The sequence below is a fragment of the Pseudomonas sp. S5F11 genome (genome assembly GCF_019641515.1).
GTDB lineage: Bacteria > Pseudomonadota > Gammaproteobacteria > Pseudomonadales > Pseudomonadaceae > Aquipseudomonas > Aquipseudomonas rhodesiae.
In genome coordinates this window covers 3,276,499-3,292,262 of record NZ_JAIFJZ010000001.1, presented here as the reverse complement: position 1 = coordinate 3,292,262, position 15,764 = coordinate 3,276,499, and the positions used below count along the sequence as shown (strand labels likewise).

Here is a 15,764-nt window from a genome sequence, read left to right as displayed (position 1 = left end):
GAGATCTGTGGTTGGTAACTGTCTGGGGTTCCGAGTGCCAGTGCGGAATTGGTAACGTGAGATAACGATAGCTATAGAGGATTTTTCTGAAGTGATAGCAAGGCGGGGATGTTAATTAATTGTGTAACGAGGTTGCCGAGAGTAGGCCATATGACGAGTTTTATTTTAATAAATCGGATGCGGTCGATATTGGCTGTTTAAAGTTTGCTATGAGCATCAAACGCGCCGACGCGAGGCGGCGCGTAATGAGCTGGACTGCACGGGGGCGCCGGAAATCAGAACGGCACATCTCCCAGAATCGTCGCGCGGTGCATCACCCGCCGTTGCGGTCGGTAGTCATCCACTGCGTAGTGCTGGGTCACACGGTTATCCCAGAACGCCACGTCATGGGCCTGCCAGCGCCAGCGCAGGGTAAATTCCGGCCGAGTGGCGTGGGCAAACAACAGCTTCAGAATCACCTCGCTCTCGGCGGCTTCCAACTCGTTGATCCGGGTGGTGAAACCTTCGCTGACAAACAGCGATTTGCGCCCACTCACCGGGTGCGTGCGTACCACCGGATGGGACAATGGCGGGTTCTTTTGGCGGGCAGCTTCCCAGCGCTGCAGGTCTTCGGCGCTGTTGCCGAAGCGCTCCAGAGGGAAGGACTTGATGAAGTCGTGGGTGGCGGTCAAGCCGTCCAGCAGCCGTTTCATCGGCGCGGATAGCGCCTCATACGCCGCGATCCCGCTGGCCCACAGCGTGTCGCCGCCGTACGCCGGCAGCAGCTTGGCGCTGAGCACCGCGCCGAGGGCCGGGGTGGGCAGGAACGTCACGTCGGTGTGCCACACCGCATTGTCGCGCACGTCGGTGACGGCGGTGTCGAGCACCAATACTTCGGGTTGTTCCGGCACGTTGGGGTAGATCGGATGGATGTGCAAGTCACCGAAATTCGCCGCGAATCGTGCCTGCTGTTGCGGGGTGATCGGCTGGTCGCGAAAGAACAGCACCGAGTGGGTAAGCAACGCCTGTTCAATGGCGTCGCGCTGATCGGGGGACAGCGGCCGGGTGATATCGACGCCACTGATCTGGGCGCCCAGGGCGGTGCTCAAGGGGCTCACGGTAACGTTGCTCATGGGATTCTCACAGTCAGTGTGCCTGGCCATGCCAGGGCACTAATTTACGCTGCAGGGCACGCAGGCCCATTTCCAGGGCGAAGGCGATCAGGGCGATGACCAAAATCCCCAGCACCACCACATCGGTCACCAGAAACTGCGCCGCCGACTGCACCATAAACCCCAGCCCACTGGTGGCCGCGATCAGTTCAGCGGCCACCAGCGTCGACCAGCCCACCCCCAGGCCGATGCGCACACCGGTGAGAATGTCGGGCAGGGCGCTTGGCAGAATTACATGACGAATCAATTGCGCGCGGGTTGCCCCCAGGGACTGCGCCGCACGCAGCTTGGCCGGGTCGACGGTGCGTACACCGGTGGCGGTGGCGATCGCGATGGGTGCAAAGATCGCCAGGTAGATCAGCAGCACCTTGGACAGCTCGCCGATGCCGCACCAGATCACGATCAACGGCAGATAGGCCAGCGGTGGAATAGGCCGATAAAACTCGATCAACGGGTCGAAGATGCCACGGGCGATGCGGTTGGCTCCGATGGCGATCCCCACCGGCACGGCGGTCAACACCGCAAAACCCAGGCCCAGGCCGATGCGGCTGAGGCTGGCGGCCAGGTGCTGCCATAAGGTGGAATCCATATAACCGCTGGTCGCCAGCAACCAGCCTTTTTGCAGCACAGCGGCCGGCGGCGGCAGAAACAGCGGCTCGATCACACCGGTGGCAGTCACGGCCCACCAAGCGATCAGCAAGGTAGTGAGGGTCAACAGGCTGATCCAGCGCGTGCTCAGGCTGCGGCGGACCGGAATGGGCGTTTGTGTTGCCGGCTCGGTGGTGATGACAGGAAGTTCGTAGCTGCTCATGGGGATACCTGCCGTTGCGAGAACACCTTGCCCAAGACATGTTCGCGGGTTTCGATAAAGCGCGGATCGGACTTGATCGCTCGCGCCGACTCGCCGGCGGCATAGCGTTGGCCGAAATCCAGGCGCAGACGTTCGACGATCTGGCCAGGGTTGGGCGCCAGCAGAATCAGATCGGTGGCGAGAAATACCGCTTCTTCAATGTCGTGGGTGATCAGAAACACCGGCTTGGCCGTGCGCCGCCAGACTTGCAGCAGCAGCTCCTGCATCTGTTCGCGGGTGAAGGCATCCAGGGCGCCGAACGGCTCATCCATCAGCAATACGCGCGGGTCGGCGGCCAATGCGCGGGCCAGGCCGACACGTTGCTTCTGGCCACCGGACAGTTGCCAGATGCGGCGGTGGTCGAAACCGGCCAAGTCCACCAGTGCCAGCATTTCCCGCGCGCGGGCTTCACGCTGTGTTTTAGGCACGCCGGCCAATTCCAGGCCGAAGCCAACATTGGCCAGCACGTCCTGCCAGGGCAGCAGCGCATCGTCTTGAAACACCACGCCACGCTCGGCGCTCGGGCCTTTGACCGGCACGCCGTCGAGGCTGATACGCCCGGCGCTGGGTTCGACGAAGCCGGCGATCAGGTTCAACAGTGAAGTCTTGCCACTGCCGGACGGGCCGAGAGCCACCAGCAATTGCTGGGGCCCCAGGTCCAGTGAGATATCCGCCAGCACCGGTGCCGGGGCGCCTGGGTACTGTGCGCTGATGCGCTCCAGTTGTAGCAAGGCCATCGCGATGAACTCCCGAATCAGTGGCTAATGAACTGTGCGCTGACGTATGGGGCGTAATCCGGCAGTACCGCTTCGACTTTGCCCTGTTCCTTGAGGAATGCGGCGGTGTCGGTTACGGCCTGGGTGGTCGGCGCGCCGAGCAGGGTGATTTGGTCTGCGGCCAGCGGGTAGACGTTGCCTTGCAGCAGTTGTGGGATATCACTGGACTTGGCGCCGGAGAGCTTGACCAGTTTGTCGACGTTGCCTGTGTTGGCCAGCCAGGCTTGCGGGTCTTTTCGATAGTCCGCGTAGGCATCCAGCGTGACCTTGGCGAAAGCCTTGACGATTTCCGGATGCTTCTCGGCGAAATCCTTACGCACGATCCAGGCATCGAAAGTCGGTGCGCCGAATTTGGCCAGTTCGCCGGAAGTGATCAGCACCTTGCCGTTTTCCTTGGCTACGCCCAGGGCCGGATCCCACACGTAGGTGGCGTCGATATCGCCGCGCTTCCAGGCTGCAATGATCGCCGGCGGTGCGAGGTTGAGGATGGTCACCTTGGACGGGTCAATGTTCCAGTGCTTCAGCGCGGCCAAGAGGCTGTAGTGGCCGGTGGACACGAATGGCACGGCGACTTTCTTGCCGATCAGGTCTTGCGGGCTGTTGATCCCCGAACCGTCACGCGCCACCAGCGCCTCGGCGCCGCCGATCTGCGTCGCGACCAGAAAGGTTTGCACCGGCACTTTGCGCGTAATCGCGGCGGTCAGTGGGCTGGAACCGAGGTAACCGATCTGCACGTCGCCGGAGGCAATGGCGGCGATGATGTCCGCACCGTTATCGAATTTGCGCCAGTCGATCTTGGCGTTGGCGGCTTTTTCGTAAGCGCCGTCGGCCTGCGCGACTTTGGCCGGGTCGACGGTGGTCTGGTAGGCAATGGTTACATCCGCCGCCTGGGCAAACAGGCTGGCACCGGCCAGGGACAATGCGGCCAACAGGCGCAGAGGGGTAAGCAGTTTCAAGGGGAGTCTCCTCAATCAGGCGGCCGAGGCTCGGCGTGAGAGGAGACTAAATGATCTAAGAATCGAAAAATAAATAACTTTTTCGAATTAGCTTATGTGGGTAAGGGTGAAGGGAGCCTTGAGCTTGATTGGGGGCAAATGTGGGATGAGGCTTGCCCCCGATGGCGGTAGTTCAGCCACTGGTGGGTTGACTGGCCCAGTACAATCGGGGGCAAGCCCCCTCCTAATGGACCGAGTTCGGTCTTAGTTACTGATCGCCAGAATACTCGCCTGGTACGAGCCGACAAACACGTCGAAATCGCCCACTTCGTTCTGCTCCAGTTCCGCCTGCTGCGCCAGCGATGTGCGTGCCAGCTCCTCAAAACGTGCCTGCTCTTCAGCCGGCAACGGCTCGCGGCGGAAGTATTCGGCGTGCACTTCGCTCTGATGCAGCGAGAACTGCGCGAAACTCTCTTTGCGCTCGGCCATCGCCGCCAGCACCTGGGCCGACGGTGTCAGGGACGGGTCATTGACCTTGGCCAGTTGGGCGTCCAACGCGTGACTGTGTTCGGTGATGCCGTGGCTTTCATCGAGCAGGGCGGCCAGCGGCGCGATTTGTTCCAACAATTCGGTAGCCCATTCCTTCATGTCCACGGCCTGGCCCTGACGCTGCAATTGCAGGCCCGGACGGCGGCCTTCCTTGACCACGCTGAGGAAGTTGGAGGTGGCGTTGCTGCACTCGTTGTTGGCGAACAGCGGGCTCTCGTTGAGAGCGCAGTACAGCAGGAACGCGTCGAGGAAGCGCGACTCCGGCAGGTCGATGCCCATCGGCAGGAACGGGTTGATATCCAGGCAACGCACTTCGATGTACTGGATACCCCGCGCCATCAGCGCCTGGATCGGCCGTTCGCCGGTGTAAGTCACGCGCTTGGGGCGGATGTTGGAGTAGTACTCGTTTTCGATCTGCAGGATGTTGGTGTTGAGTTGCACCCACTCACCGTCCTTATGCGTGCCGATTTCGACGTACGGCGCGTAGGGCGTTGCCACCGCTTTGCGCAGGCTGTCGGTGTAGCTTGCCAGGTCGTTGTAGCAGGGCGTCAGGCCGGCCTGAGCGTTACTTTGGTAACCCAGGTCACTCATGCGCAGGCTGGTGGCGTAAGGCAGATACAGGGTGTCGGCGTCGAGTACTTCCAACTGGTGCGAACGTCCGCGCAGGAACCCGGCATCCAGGGCCGGCGAAGCACCGAACAGGTACATCAGCAGCCAGCTATAGCGGCGGAAATTGCGGATCAGCGCAATATACGCGTCGGACTGGAAGTCGCGATCAGTGCCGACATAGCCCTCGTCTTGCTTGAGCAGCGGCCACAATTTTTCCGGCAGCGAGAAGTTGTAGTGGATGCCGGCAATGCACTGCATGGTCTTGCCGTAACGCAGGGCCAGACCCTTGCGATACACATACTTGAGTTGTCCGATATTGGAGGTGCCGTAGTAGGCAATCGGAATATCTTCTTCGGCCGGCAATGGGCACGGCATCGAAGGACTCCACAGGTATTCGCTGCCCAGCTTGGTGTAGGCGAACCGATGGATTTTTTCCAGGCTGCTCAGGGTATCGGCCGGGTTGGGCAGGGCTGGGGTGATGAACTCCAGCAGCGATTCCGAGTAGTCAGTGGTGATCTGTTCGTGGGTCAACGCAGCGCCCAGGGCTTCGGGGTGCGGCGTCTGCGCCAGGCGACCTTCACCCGTGACACGTAGGCATTCGCGCTCGATGCCGTGCAGGCACTGCTCTAGCAGGGAGAGGTGTTCGCGCTTGCCGAGCAGGGCCAGGCGGCGGTTGAGAAGTTCGCTCAAGTTGGATTCCTTCACGCGTCAGTCGCCCCAATATGGGGGTGGGCAGGACGGTCTACAAGGGTGAAGTTAAAACTGGCGTGATCGCCTGGTTTTGAGTCAAGTTGACCCGCTTTGAAAAAGCCTACTTCATTCCATGAATTGGGCTATAGCACAGCGAGAAAATTCCGACGCTGTTTCAGCAGCGCCGAAATTAACTCAAATCGAGGGTGGGGAGCTATAGGACAGCGAACGTGCCCTGTGCTTTTGCGACAAGTCTTTCGCCTTGGTACACATCCGCCTCGACCACCAACGTGCGCCGGCCGGCGTGAACGATGCGGCTGGTGCACAGCACCTCACCGTCTTCCACGGCGCGGATGTAATTGATCTTGCATTCGATGGTCGCGCTCTGCTGGTCGAAACCATGGGAACTGGAGCAAGCCAGTCCCATGGTGATGTCCACCAGACTGAAAATCGCCCCGCCATGCAGCTTGCCCGCGCGGTTGCGCAGATGCGGCTCCAGGCTCAGGGCCACCTCGGCAACGCCCTGCTCCAGGCGTTGCAGGCGGCAGCCGATCAGTTCGCTGAACGCGCTCTGGGTCAAGCCGGCCGGGATCTCCATCAACGCTTCTTCAACTGTTTGGCATTGGCGAACAGCGAGGCCATGGCGTTGTTGCTAGGCGCCGCGGTGGTGGTTTCCTTGCGCGGTGTGCTGTTCTGCGACTGACGCGGCGCCGAGCCAGGACGAGCGCCCCGCGCGCCATCGATTTTTTCACCGGGGGTGTCGCTCATACGCATCGACAGGCCAACGCGTTTGCGCGGGATATCCACTTCCATGACCTTGACCTTGACCACGTCACCGGCCTTGACCGCTTCGCGCGGGTCCTTGATGAATCTCTCCGAAAGCGCGGAGATATGCACCAAACCGTCCTGATGCACGCCGATATCTACAAAGGCGCCGAAGTTGGTCACGTTGGTCACCACACCTTCGAGGATCATGCCCAGTTGCAGGTCCTTGAGGTCTTCGACACCGTCCTGGAACTCGGCGGTCTTGAACTCGGGGCGTGGGTCGCGGCCCGGTTTTTCCAGTTCTTGCAGGATGTCGGTGATAGTCGGCACGCCGAAGGTTTCGTCGGTGTACTTCTTCGGGTCCAGGCGCTTGAGGAACGCGGCGTCGCCGATCAGCGAGCGGATATCGCGGTCGGTCTCAGCGGCAATGCGCTGCACCAGCGGGTAGGCTTCCGGGTGGACCGCCGAGGCGTCCAGTGGGTTGTCGCCGTTCATGACGCGCAGGAAACCGGCAGCCTGCTCGAAGGTTTTTTCGCCCAGGCGCGCGACTTTTTTCAGCGCGGCGCGGGTTTTAAAGGCGCCATTTTCATCGCGGTGGTTGACGATGTTCTGCGCCAGGGTGGCGTTGAGGCCGGAAATCCGCGCCAGCAGCGCCACCGAGGCGGTGTTGACGTCCACGCCCACGGCGTTCACGCAGTCTTCGACGACCGCGTCCAGTCCGCGTGCCAGCTTCAACTGCGACACGTCGTGCTGGTACTGGCCGACGCCGATGGATTTAGGGTCGATCTTCACCAGTTCGGCCAGCGGGTCCTGCAGGCGACGGGCAATGGACACCGCGCCACGGATCGACACGTCCAGGTCCGGGAATTCCTTGGAGGCCAGCTCCGATGCCGAGTACACCGACGCACCCGCTTCGGACACCATGACCTTGGTCATCTTCATGGCTGGGTATTTTTTGATCAGTTCGGCGGCCAGTTTGTCGGTTTCACGGCTCGCGGTGCCGTTGCCGATGGCAATCAGGTCTACCGAGTGCTTGGCGCACAGGGCGGCGAGGATCGCAAGCGTCTGGTCCCACTTGTTATGCGGCACATGCGGATACACGGTCGCGTGGTCCAGCAGCTTGCCGGTGGCGTCCACCACCGCGACCTTGCAACCGGTGCGCAGGCCCGGATCGAGCCCCAGGGTAGCGCGCGGGCCGGCCGGGGCGGCCAGCAGCAGGTCGTGCAGGTTGTGGGCGAACACGTTGATCGCTTCGGTCTCGGCGCCGTCGCGCAGCTCGCCGAGCAGGTCGGTTTCCAGGTGGGTGTAGAGCTTGACCTTCCACGTCCAGCGCACGACTTCACTGAGCCACTTGTCCGCAGGACGGTTCTGATTCTGGATGCCGAATTGTTGACCGATCATCCCTTCGCACGGGTGCATGGTGCCCGGCAGTTCGTCGCCGACTTTCAGCGCGGAGCTGAGAATACCTTCGTTGCGGCCACGGAAAATGGCGAGGGCACGGTGGGAAGGCATGCTCTTGAGCGGTTCGTCGTGTTCGAAATAGTCACGGAACTTGGCGCCTTCTTCCTCCTTGCCGGCGATTACGCGAGCGCTGAGGATGGCTTCTTGCTTCAAGTAGTTACGCAGTTTTTCCAGCAGGCTGGCGTCTTCGGCGAAGCGCTCCATCAAGATGTACTTGGCGCCTTCCAGCGCGGCCTTGGTGTCGGCGACGCCTTTTGCGGCATCGACAAAGCGCGCGGCTTCGGTTTCCGGCGTCAGGGACGGGTCGTTGAACAACCCATCGGCCAATTCGCCGAGGCCGGCTTCCAGGGCGATCTGGCCCTTGGTGCGGCGTTTCTGTTTGTAGGGCAGGTAAAGGTCTTCGAGGCGGGTCTTGGTGTCCGCGAGCTTGATGTCGCGCTCCAGTTGCGGGGTCAGCTTGCCCTGTTCCTCGATGCTGGCGAGGATGCTGATGCGCCGTTCGTCGAGTTCTCGCAGGTAGCGCAGGCGCTCTTCCAGATGCCGCAGTTGGGTATCGTCGAGGCTGCCGGTCACTTCTTTACGGTAACGGGCGATGAAGGGCACCGTGGAGCCTTCATCCAGTAGAGCGACGGCCGCTTCGACCTGTTGTGGGCGTACACCGAGTTCCTCGGCGATGCGGCTGTTGATGCTGTCCATAAAACCACCTGAAATTCTGAAAAGCAGCTCGGGAGCCCGGTAAACAAGGCGTTGCGAGGCTAGTTGAGCGGCCCGACCGGCGCCGCTGCCTGGGTCAAGAGGCAGCCTATTGACCCTCGAAATCGAAAAAATCGCGACAAACCTGTGAAAAAACCCGGCAGTAAACGGTAACGATCTGACGTTGCCCTGCACGACGGCGCGGCATTATAACCAGCGTTCTGCTCTTGGGGGGTACTGTGCCGGAGGGGTGTAGGGCGCGGGTTCGCTGGCAGTAGAGGAAAAATCTGCTAACAATGCACACGGTGCGTATAACGGCAGCTACGCCATAATGCGCGCCGAGATAAGAGGAGCATCCAATGAGCAGCACTGCACAAACTGCTGAAGGCGAAAAAATTCTCATCGTTGATGACGATCCGGGGCTGAGCAGCCTGCTGGAGCGTTTCTTCAACTCCAAGGGCTATCGTGCCCGCGCGGTACCGAACACCGAGCAAATGGACCGCCTTCTGGGGCGCGAAGTCTTCAACCTGGTCGTGCTCGATCTGATGCTTCCCGGCGAAGATGGCTTGACTGCGTGCAAGCGTCTGCGCGGCGCCAACAACCAGATTCCAATCATCATGCTCACCGCCAAGGGCGATGAGCTGAGCCGCATCAAGGGTCTCGAACTGGGCGCCGATGACTACCTGGCCAAACCTTTCAACCCTGACGAGTTGATGGCGCGTGTCAAAGCTGTACTGCGTCGCCAGGCGCCAGCGGTGCCGGGTGCTCCGGGTAGCGAAGATGAAAGCGTGACCTTTGGCGATTACGAGCTGTCGCTGGCGACCCGCGAACTCAAGCGCGGTGATGAAGTGCACATGCTGACCACCGGCGAATTTGCCGTGCTGAAAGCGCTGGTGATGAACGCCCGCCAGCCGCTTACCCGTGACAAGTTGATGAACCTGGCCCGTGGTCGCGAGTGGGATGCCTTGGAGCGTTCCATCGACGTGCAGATCTCCCGTCTGCGCCGGATGATCGAACCGGACCCGTCCAAGCCGCGCTATATCCAGACAGTGTGGGGCGTGGGTTACGTGTTCGTGCCGGATGGCACCGCTACCAAGTGACCGATGATTTGCAGAGGTGGGCATCCCGGCATTTGACCCCGTAAAGGTCGACGGGATGCTCGGCGTCTGCAATTCTGCGAGCGCCGCTCATTCTTGCAAGGTGTCCAGCTGTCCTCTATGAAAACCCCGTTGTGGTTCCCGCAAAGTTTCTTCTCCCGCACCCTCTGGCTGGTGCTGATCGTCGTTCTGTTTTCCAAGGCACTCACGCTGGTTTATCTGCTGATGAACGAGGATGTGCTGGTGGACCGGCAATACAGCCACGGCGTTGCTCTTACACTGCGTGCCTATTGGGCCGCTGACCCAGAGAATCGCGAGAAAATCGCCAAGGCTGCCACCCTGGTGCGTGTGGCCGGCGCCGGTGTGCCGGAAGGCGAGCAGCATTGGCCCTACAGCGAGATTTACCAGCGTCAAATGCAGGCCGAATTGGGCAAGGACACCGAAGTGCGGCTGCGCATGCATGTGTCACCGGCGTTGTGGGTGCGTGCGCCAAGCCTGGGTGAGGATTGGCTGAAAGTGCCGCTGTATCCGCATCCATTGCGCGGGCAGAAAATCTGGAACGTATTGGGCTGGTTCCTGGCCATCGGCTTGCTTTCGACGGCGTCCGCGTGGATCTTCGTGCGTCAGCTTAACCAACCGCTGAAGCGCCTGGTGTTCGCTGCCCGGCAGTTGGGCCAGGGCCGCAGTGTGCGACTGCCGGTGAGTGACACACCCAGTGAAATGACGGAGGTATACGGCGCCTTCAACCAGATGGCGGAAGACGTCGAACAGGCCGGTCGCGAACGCGAGTTGATGTTGGCGGGGGTGTCCCACGATCTGCGCACACCTTTGACACGCCTGCGCCTCTCCCTGGAGTTGATGGGCAACCATACGGACCTGACGGATGACATGATCCGGGACATTGAGGACATGGACGCCATCCTCGATCAGTTCCTGGCATTTATCCGTGACGGCCGCGATGAGGTGGTCGAACAAGTCGATCTCACCGATCTGGTGCGTGAGGTCGTCGCCCCCTATAACCAAAATGGCGAACAGGTACGCATGCGCCTGGAACCGATCCAGCCGTTCGCGCTGCGGCGGGTGTCGATGAAGCGCCTGTTGAACAACCTGATTGGCAACGCCCTTCATCACGCCGGTACGGATGTGGAAGTGGCGGCGTACGTGTCCGGCGATAGCGCTGCGCCTTATGTGGTGCTGAGTGTGATGGACCGCGGCACCGGCATTGATCCTGCTGAGCTGGAAGGTATCTTCAACCCCTTTACCCGAGGTGATCGTGCGCGCGGAGGCAAAGGGACAGGCTTGGGCTTGGCGATTGTGCGGCGGATTGCGTCGATGCATGGCGGCAATGTCGAGCTGCGCAATCGCGAGGGAGGCGGGCTGGAGGCGCGGGTGCGGTTGCCGCTTGGGCTGATGTTGCCTAGAGACGCGGTATAAAAACAGCGGCAAGTTTCGAAGCTTAAAGCCGCAAGCAAAAGGCAGACAGCTTTTGCCCTTTCTTGCAGCTTATAGCTTGAAGCAAACAGCTGCGTCTCTAACCCTTGCCCTTGGTCCTGGTCATATTCGGCCCGCCATTCTTTTCCAGATGCTGAATGATGATCCCCGCCACATCCTTGCCCGTGGTGGTCTCGATCCCTTCCAGGCCGGGTGAGGAGTTCACTTCCATCACCAGCGGGCCATGGTTGGAACGCAAAATATCCACGCCTGCCACCGCCAGGCCCATCACCTTGGCTGCTCGTAGCGCGGTCATGCGTTCTTCCGGAGTGATTTTGATCAAGCTGGCGCTGCCGCCACGGTGCAGGTTGGAGCGGAATTCCCCCGGCTTGGCCTGGCGTTTCATCGCCGCGATGACTTTGTCACCCACCACGAAGCAGCGAATATCCGCACCGCCGGCTTCCTTGATGTACTCCTGCACCATGATGTTCTGCTTGAGGCCCATGAAGGCTTCGATCACCGACTCGGCTGCGGTGGCGGTTTCACACAGCACCACGCCGATGCCTTGGGTGCCTTCCAATACCTTGATCACCAGCGGTGCGCCGTTGACCATTTCGATCAGGTCCGGGATGTCGTCGGGGGAGTGGGCAAAGCCGGTGACCGGCAAGCCGATGCCTCGGCGCGACAACAATTGTAGAGAACGCAGTTTGTCCCGTGATCGAGCAATGGCGACCGATTCATTCAGTGGAAATACGCCCATCATTTCAAACTGGCGCAAGACCGCGCAGCCATAGAAGGTCACCGACGCGCCAATGCGTGGGATGACCGCGTCGAAACCCTCCAGAGGCTTGCCCCGGTAGTGAATCTGCGGCTTGTGGCTGGCAATGTTCATATAGGCACGCAACGTGTCGATCACCACCATTTCATGGCCACGTTCGGTGCCGGCTTCGACCATGCGGCGGGTGGAATACAGACGCGGGTTTCGCGACAGCACAGCAATCTTCATGCAGCACCTGGGGCAGAAATAGTAGAGACCGGGAACACCGGCTTGTCTTGAACATACTTGACGCCGGGATTGACCACCAATTGGCCGTCAATCAGCGCCTTGGAACCCAGCAACAGGCGGTAACGCATGGCTTTGCGGCAGGCCAGGGTGAACTCCACCCGCCATACCCGATCACCCAACGCCAGCGTGGTGCTGATCACATAGCGCACCTGTGCATGGCCGTTGGAGCTTTTGATGGTTTTCATCGTCACCAGGGGCGCTTCGCAGCGACGATGGCGCAATTGCACCACGCTGCCCAGGTGCGCGGTAAAGCGCACCCATTTTTCACCGTCGCGTTCGAACGGCTCGATGTCGGTGGCGTGCAAGCTGGAGGTGCTGGCCCCCGTGTCGATCTTCGCGCGCAGGCCTGCCACGCCCAGGTCGGGAAGGGCCACCCACTCACGCAGACCCACAACGGTCAAATGATCAAATGTCTTCAATATGGCTAACCGCTCAATTCGCCCAGGCCTGGGAGGGAATCTTGGCCAAAGCATTGAATGCGGGCCTGGCGAACCAATAGCCCTGCATCAGAAATATTCCACAGTCGGACAGGAAGTCTCGCTCACCAGCACTTTCGATGCCTTCGGCGATGACAGTAACCCCCAACTGCTCACAGATTGTGACAATCCCCCGGACGATTACCTGGCGAACACGATCCTTGTCGACATCGCGAATCAGCGCCATATCGAGTTTGATCAAGTCAGGTTGGAAATCGGCCAGCAGGTTCAGCCCCGAATAGCCCGCGCCGAAATCATCGATGGCGGTCTTGAAGCCGAATTCTCGATATTCACGCAGAATATTCGTCAAATGGCGATAGTTATCTACATGCTCGCTTTCCAGTGTCTCGAAAATCAGCTGGTTCAGCGGAAAATAGTGCGCGCGAGCCGCTTCGAGTGTGCTGCGGATACACAACTCCGGACGGTACACGGCATTAGGCATGAAGTTGATTGAAAGATGAGTTTGCATCCCCAGCGCAGCGGCCCCGGCAATCGCCTGGGTACGGCAGCGTTGGTCGAAGCGGTAACGATTGCTTTCGTTAACCTGTTGCAGCACCGAGAGCGCTCCTTCTCCATTGACGCCACGCACCAGCGCCTCATTGGCAAAAATCGAATGGTCCCTAAGGTCTACGATAGGCTGGTAGGCGAACGCAAAATCGAACCCCAAAGGTTCGCTCTGCTGGCAGCCCACGCACCGTTGACCCGGCGAGGTGAGTGAAAGGGGAAAGTCGGTCACGGCGTATCCTCGCGAAAACGGGGTGCTACCTGGCGTATCTTAGGCGAGCCTTGGGATTTATGCGTCGAAGGGTTTCAACGGTAAAGTTGCGACATTTTTCAGAGGGAGGAATTCAAGTGGCTCAAAAGCAGGAAGAGGAAGACAAGGTCCGCTTGGACAAGTGGCTGTGGGCGGCGCGCTTCTATAAAACCCGCGCCCTGGCCAAGGCTGCTATTGAAAGCGGCAAAGTGCATCACCGAGGGGAACGCTGCAAGCCGGGTAAAGAGCCGCGTGTTGGCGATGAGTTTGAGATTCGTACGGGGTTTGATGAAAAGACCATCGTGGTCCAGGCATTGTCGATCGTGCGTCGCGGTGCACCTGAAGCCCAGACGCTGTACGTCGAAACCCAAGCCAGCATCGCCAAGCGCGAACAAGCGGCGGCGATGCGCAAGGCCGGGGCGTCAGGCCTGACTACTGACGGTAAACCGAGCAAGAAGCAACGCCGCGACCTGTTTAAGTTTCGCGGCAGTGGCAATGACGATTGATTGCGGCAATCACACTGTCAGCGCGGCGTTAAGTGAAGGTCCGCATGACGCTCAGTCGACCGAGCACGGGCAGTTTGCCAAATAATCCGAAGATCGGTGCTGTTACCCGCAGCAGTACCCCGGACACCTTCGCGGCAAAAGGCGTGTAATAACCCCAACCCAAGGCCAGCAGCGCCAGTAATACCCCACCGATGTAATCGTCCTGACCCCAATGCGCGCCAGCGACCAGGCGCGGCATCATGAACAGCAGCGCCAAGCCCCAGATCACCAGCACTTGGCCGATGCGTTTGGCAAACACGCTCATGAACATCCCCCAGATCAAGAGCACCGACGCGTGATCGCCTGGGAAGCTCTGGCTGGAGCGGTCCTTCAACTCCCAGGTTTTTTCCAGCCCTGGGAAATAGTCGCTCATCTGGATAGCGCCGCTGATCATCATCGACGGGCTGCTGTGTTGCCAGCCCATCTGCGCTGCGAGTTTGGAAAACAGCATGCGAATAAACAGTAGCAATAGCAGGATGCTGAAGAACCCGAAAAACGCCTGGCGAACCTGCACGGCTTTAAACACCCAATCGCCACGAATCAACAGCGCCAGCAGAATCACCCCGACCACTGCATCGAACGGTCGCAAACTCGCTACGGCCCACACATGCAGCCAGGCTGAACTTGTGGCCAGCGGGTCATTGAGTAGATGAAATAGCCATTCGTCGAAAACCACGCACAGCATCTGCCCCGTGGGCCATAGCCAAAAGCACAGCAGCCCGATAGCGAGTAGATTGCAGAGCGCCCAGCCCCCGAGGTTCCACCTGGCTTGGAACAAACCCGGATTGTTCATAAACTGTTCCTCTTCGCTCTGTAAAATCGCACCAGTTTGGTGCCAAAGCGTTTAATTTTATAAACTTTGTAACCATTTTGTCATCACTTCAGATATCCGACCTATGACTGATTTGCCGCATACAGACTTCACCCAACGCTTCATCTTCGACGACAGCGACGCTCGCGGCGAACTGGTGTCGCTGGAACTCAGCTATGCCGAAGTCCTTGCCAAACACGCCTATCCAGAGCCGGTCGCGCAATTGCTCGGCGAGCTGATGGCCGCGGCGGCGCTGCTGGTGGGGACCATGAAATTCGACGGTTTGCTGATCCTGCAGGCGCGCTCCGAGGGCCCGATTCCGCTGCTTATGATCGAGTGTTCCAGCGAGCGCGATATTCGTGGTCTGGCCCGCTACGAGGCCGAGTTGATCGCCCCGGACGCGAGCTTGTCCGACCTGATGCCCAACGGCGTATTGGCGCTCACCGTCGACCCGACCGAAGGCCAGCGTTACCAGGGGATTGTCGACCTTGACGGTAAAACCCTGTCGGATTGCTTCACTAACTATTTCGTGATGTCGCAGCAAGTTGGCACCAAGTTCTGGCTCAACGCGGACGGCAAGCGCGCCCGCGGCATGCTGTTGCAGCAACTGCCGGCAGATCGCATCAAGGACGAAGACGATCGCGCGGAAAGCTGGCGCCACACCATCGCCCTGGCCGACACGTTGAAAGCCGAAGAGTTACTTGGCCTGGACAACGAAACCATCCTGCATCGCCTCTACCATGAGGAAGAGGTGCGGTTGTTCGATGCACAAAGCCTGCGCTTCCATTGCAGTTGCTCCCGCGAGCGTTCGGGCAATGCCTTGGTCAGCCTGGGCCTGCACGATGCGCAAAATCTTGCGGTGGAGCATGGCGGTAAGGTGGAGATCGACTGCCAATTCTGCAATCAGCGCTACCTGTTCGATGCCGCCGATATAGCCCAATTGTTCGCTGGCGCAGGCGTCGATACCCCTTCCGGTACCCGTCACTAAAACGTTTAAGTACAGGTAAATCACCTGTGAATCGCCGGATAAGCGCTGTTCTGACGGGAGGGCCCTACTCTTTTTGGGCTTTTCTGGCATAATCCGGCCCACTTTTTTCGCGGTAGT

15 protein-coding genes are annotated in these 15,764 nt (G+C 59.9%); 4 read left to right on the top strand and 11 right to left on the bottom strand.

The genetic code is table 11. From position 1 onward, the window contains the following. Window positions 1-275 precede the first annotated feature (275 nt). The 7 genes from tauD to K1567_RS14770 all read right to left on the bottom strand — a co-directional run bounded on the left by tauD (window position 276) and on the right by K1567_RS14770 (window position 8,482). The gene (gene tauD / locus K1567_RS14800) at window positions 276-1,112 is read right to left on the bottom strand and encodes a taurine dioxygenase (RefSeq protein ID WP_213548505.1); all 837 of its coding nucleotides are present in this window, start codon (window positions 1,110-1,112) and stop codon (window positions 276-278) included. Between the two features lie 13 nt (window positions 1,113-1,125). Then, window positions 1,126-1,962, bottom strand: a complete 837-nt coding sequence (gene tauC / locus K1567_RS14795; RefSeq protein WP_034095349.1) for a taurine ABC transporter permease TauC — start codon at window positions 1,960-1,962, stop codon at window positions 1,126-1,128. After that, on the bottom strand, window positions 1,959-2,738 hold the full coding sequence (tauB, locus tag K1567_RS14790) for a taurine ABC transporter ATP-binding subunit (protein ID WP_034095350.1): 780 nt from the start codon (window positions 2,736-2,738) through the stop codon (window positions 1,959-1,961). Before tauB ends, tauC begins: the two co-directional genes overlap by 4 nt. Window positions 2,739-2,755: 17 nt before the next feature. After that, a complete protein-coding gene (tauA, locus tag K1567_RS14785) occupies window positions 2,756-3,733 on the bottom strand; it encodes a taurine ABC transporter substrate-binding protein (protein WP_047881476.1) in 978 nt (325 codons plus the stop codon). A gap of 243 nt (window positions 3,734-3,976) precedes the next feature. Further along, window positions 3,977-5,560, bottom strand: a complete 1,584-nt coding sequence (gene gshA, locus K1567_RS14780; protein WP_034095352.1) for a glutamate--cysteine ligase — start codon at window positions 5,558-5,560, stop codon at window positions 3,977-3,979. Window positions 5,561-5,774: 214 nt separating this feature from the next. Further along, the gene (locus K1567_RS14775; protein WP_034095353.1) at window positions 5,775-6,158 is read right to left on the bottom strand and encodes a PaaI family thioesterase; all 384 of its coding nucleotides are present in this window, start codon (window positions 6,156-6,158) and stop codon (window positions 5,775-5,777) included. Then, window positions 6,158-8,482: a Tex family protein gene (locus K1567_RS14770; RefSeq protein ID WP_220698600.1), complete on the bottom strand. Its 2,325-nt coding sequence runs from the start codon at window positions 8,480-8,482 to the stop codon at window positions 6,158-6,160. Before K1567_RS14770 ends, K1567_RS14775 begins: the two co-directional genes overlap by 1 nt. A gap of 356 nt (window positions 8,483-8,838) precedes the next feature. Between K1567_RS14770 and ompR the strand changes: the two genes are divergently transcribed. Then, window positions 8,839-9,579, top strand: a complete 741-nt coding sequence (gene ompR / locus K1567_RS14765) for a two-component system response regulator OmpR (RefSeq protein ID WP_034095355.1) — start codon at window positions 8,839-8,841, stop codon at window positions 9,577-9,579. Window positions 9,580-9,696: 117 nt separating this feature from the next. After that, on the top strand, window positions 9,697-11,010 hold the full coding sequence (locus K1567_RS14760) for an ATP-binding protein (protein ID WP_034095356.1): 1,314 nt from the start codon (window positions 9,697-9,699) through the stop codon (window positions 11,008-11,010). A gap of 97 nt (window positions 11,011-11,107) precedes the next feature. Here K1567_RS14760 and rimK read toward each other — a convergent pair whose 3' ends face one another. The 3 genes from rimK to K1567_RS14745 are packed head-to-tail and all read right to left on the bottom strand — an operon-like array spanning window position 11,108 to window position 13,285. Further along, entirely contained in the window at window positions 11,108-12,013 is a 906-nt protein-coding gene (gene rimK / locus K1567_RS14755) for a 30S ribosomal protein S6--L-glutamate ligase (RefSeq protein WP_034095357.1), read from the bottom strand. Next, window positions 12,010-12,492 (bottom strand): ATP-dependent zinc protease, encoded by a 483-nt coding sequence (locus K1567_RS14750; RefSeq protein WP_005783815.1) that lies wholly within the window; start codon window positions 12,490-12,492, stop codon window positions 12,010-12,012. The genes rimK and K1567_RS14750 overlap by 4 nt, the downstream gene beginning before the upstream one ends. A gap of 13 nt (window positions 12,493-12,505) precedes the next feature. Then, complete coding sequence (locus K1567_RS14745; RefSeq protein ID WP_220698599.1) at window positions 12,506-13,285, bottom strand: EAL domain-containing protein; 780 nt, start codon at window positions 13,283-13,285, stop codon at window positions 12,506-12,508. A 116-nt stretch (window positions 13,286-13,401) separates the two neighbouring features. On the opposite strand from K1567_RS14745, the gene K1567_RS14740 reads away from it, so the two are divergent. After that, window positions 13,402-13,809, top strand: a complete 408-nt coding sequence (locus K1567_RS14740; protein WP_034095359.1) for an RNA-binding S4 domain-containing protein — start codon at window positions 13,402-13,404, stop codon at window positions 13,807-13,809. Window positions 13,810-13,837: 28 nt separating this feature from the next. Here the strand turns inward: K1567_RS14740 and K1567_RS14735 are convergent, their stop codons facing one another. Next, a complete protein-coding gene (locus K1567_RS14735) occupies window positions 13,838-14,641 on the bottom strand; it encodes a phosphatase PAP2 family protein (RefSeq protein ID WP_099312103.1) in 804 nt (267 codons plus the stop codon). A gap of 103 nt (window positions 14,642-14,744) precedes the next feature. Here K1567_RS14735 and hslO point away from each other — a divergent pair, with 103 nt between their 5' ends. Then, complete coding sequence (hslO, locus tag K1567_RS14730) at window positions 14,745-15,647, top strand: Hsp33 family molecular chaperone HslO (RefSeq protein WP_169868581.1); 903 nt, start codon at window positions 14,745-14,747, stop codon at window positions 15,645-15,647. Window positions 15,648-15,764: the final 117 nt, after the last annotated feature.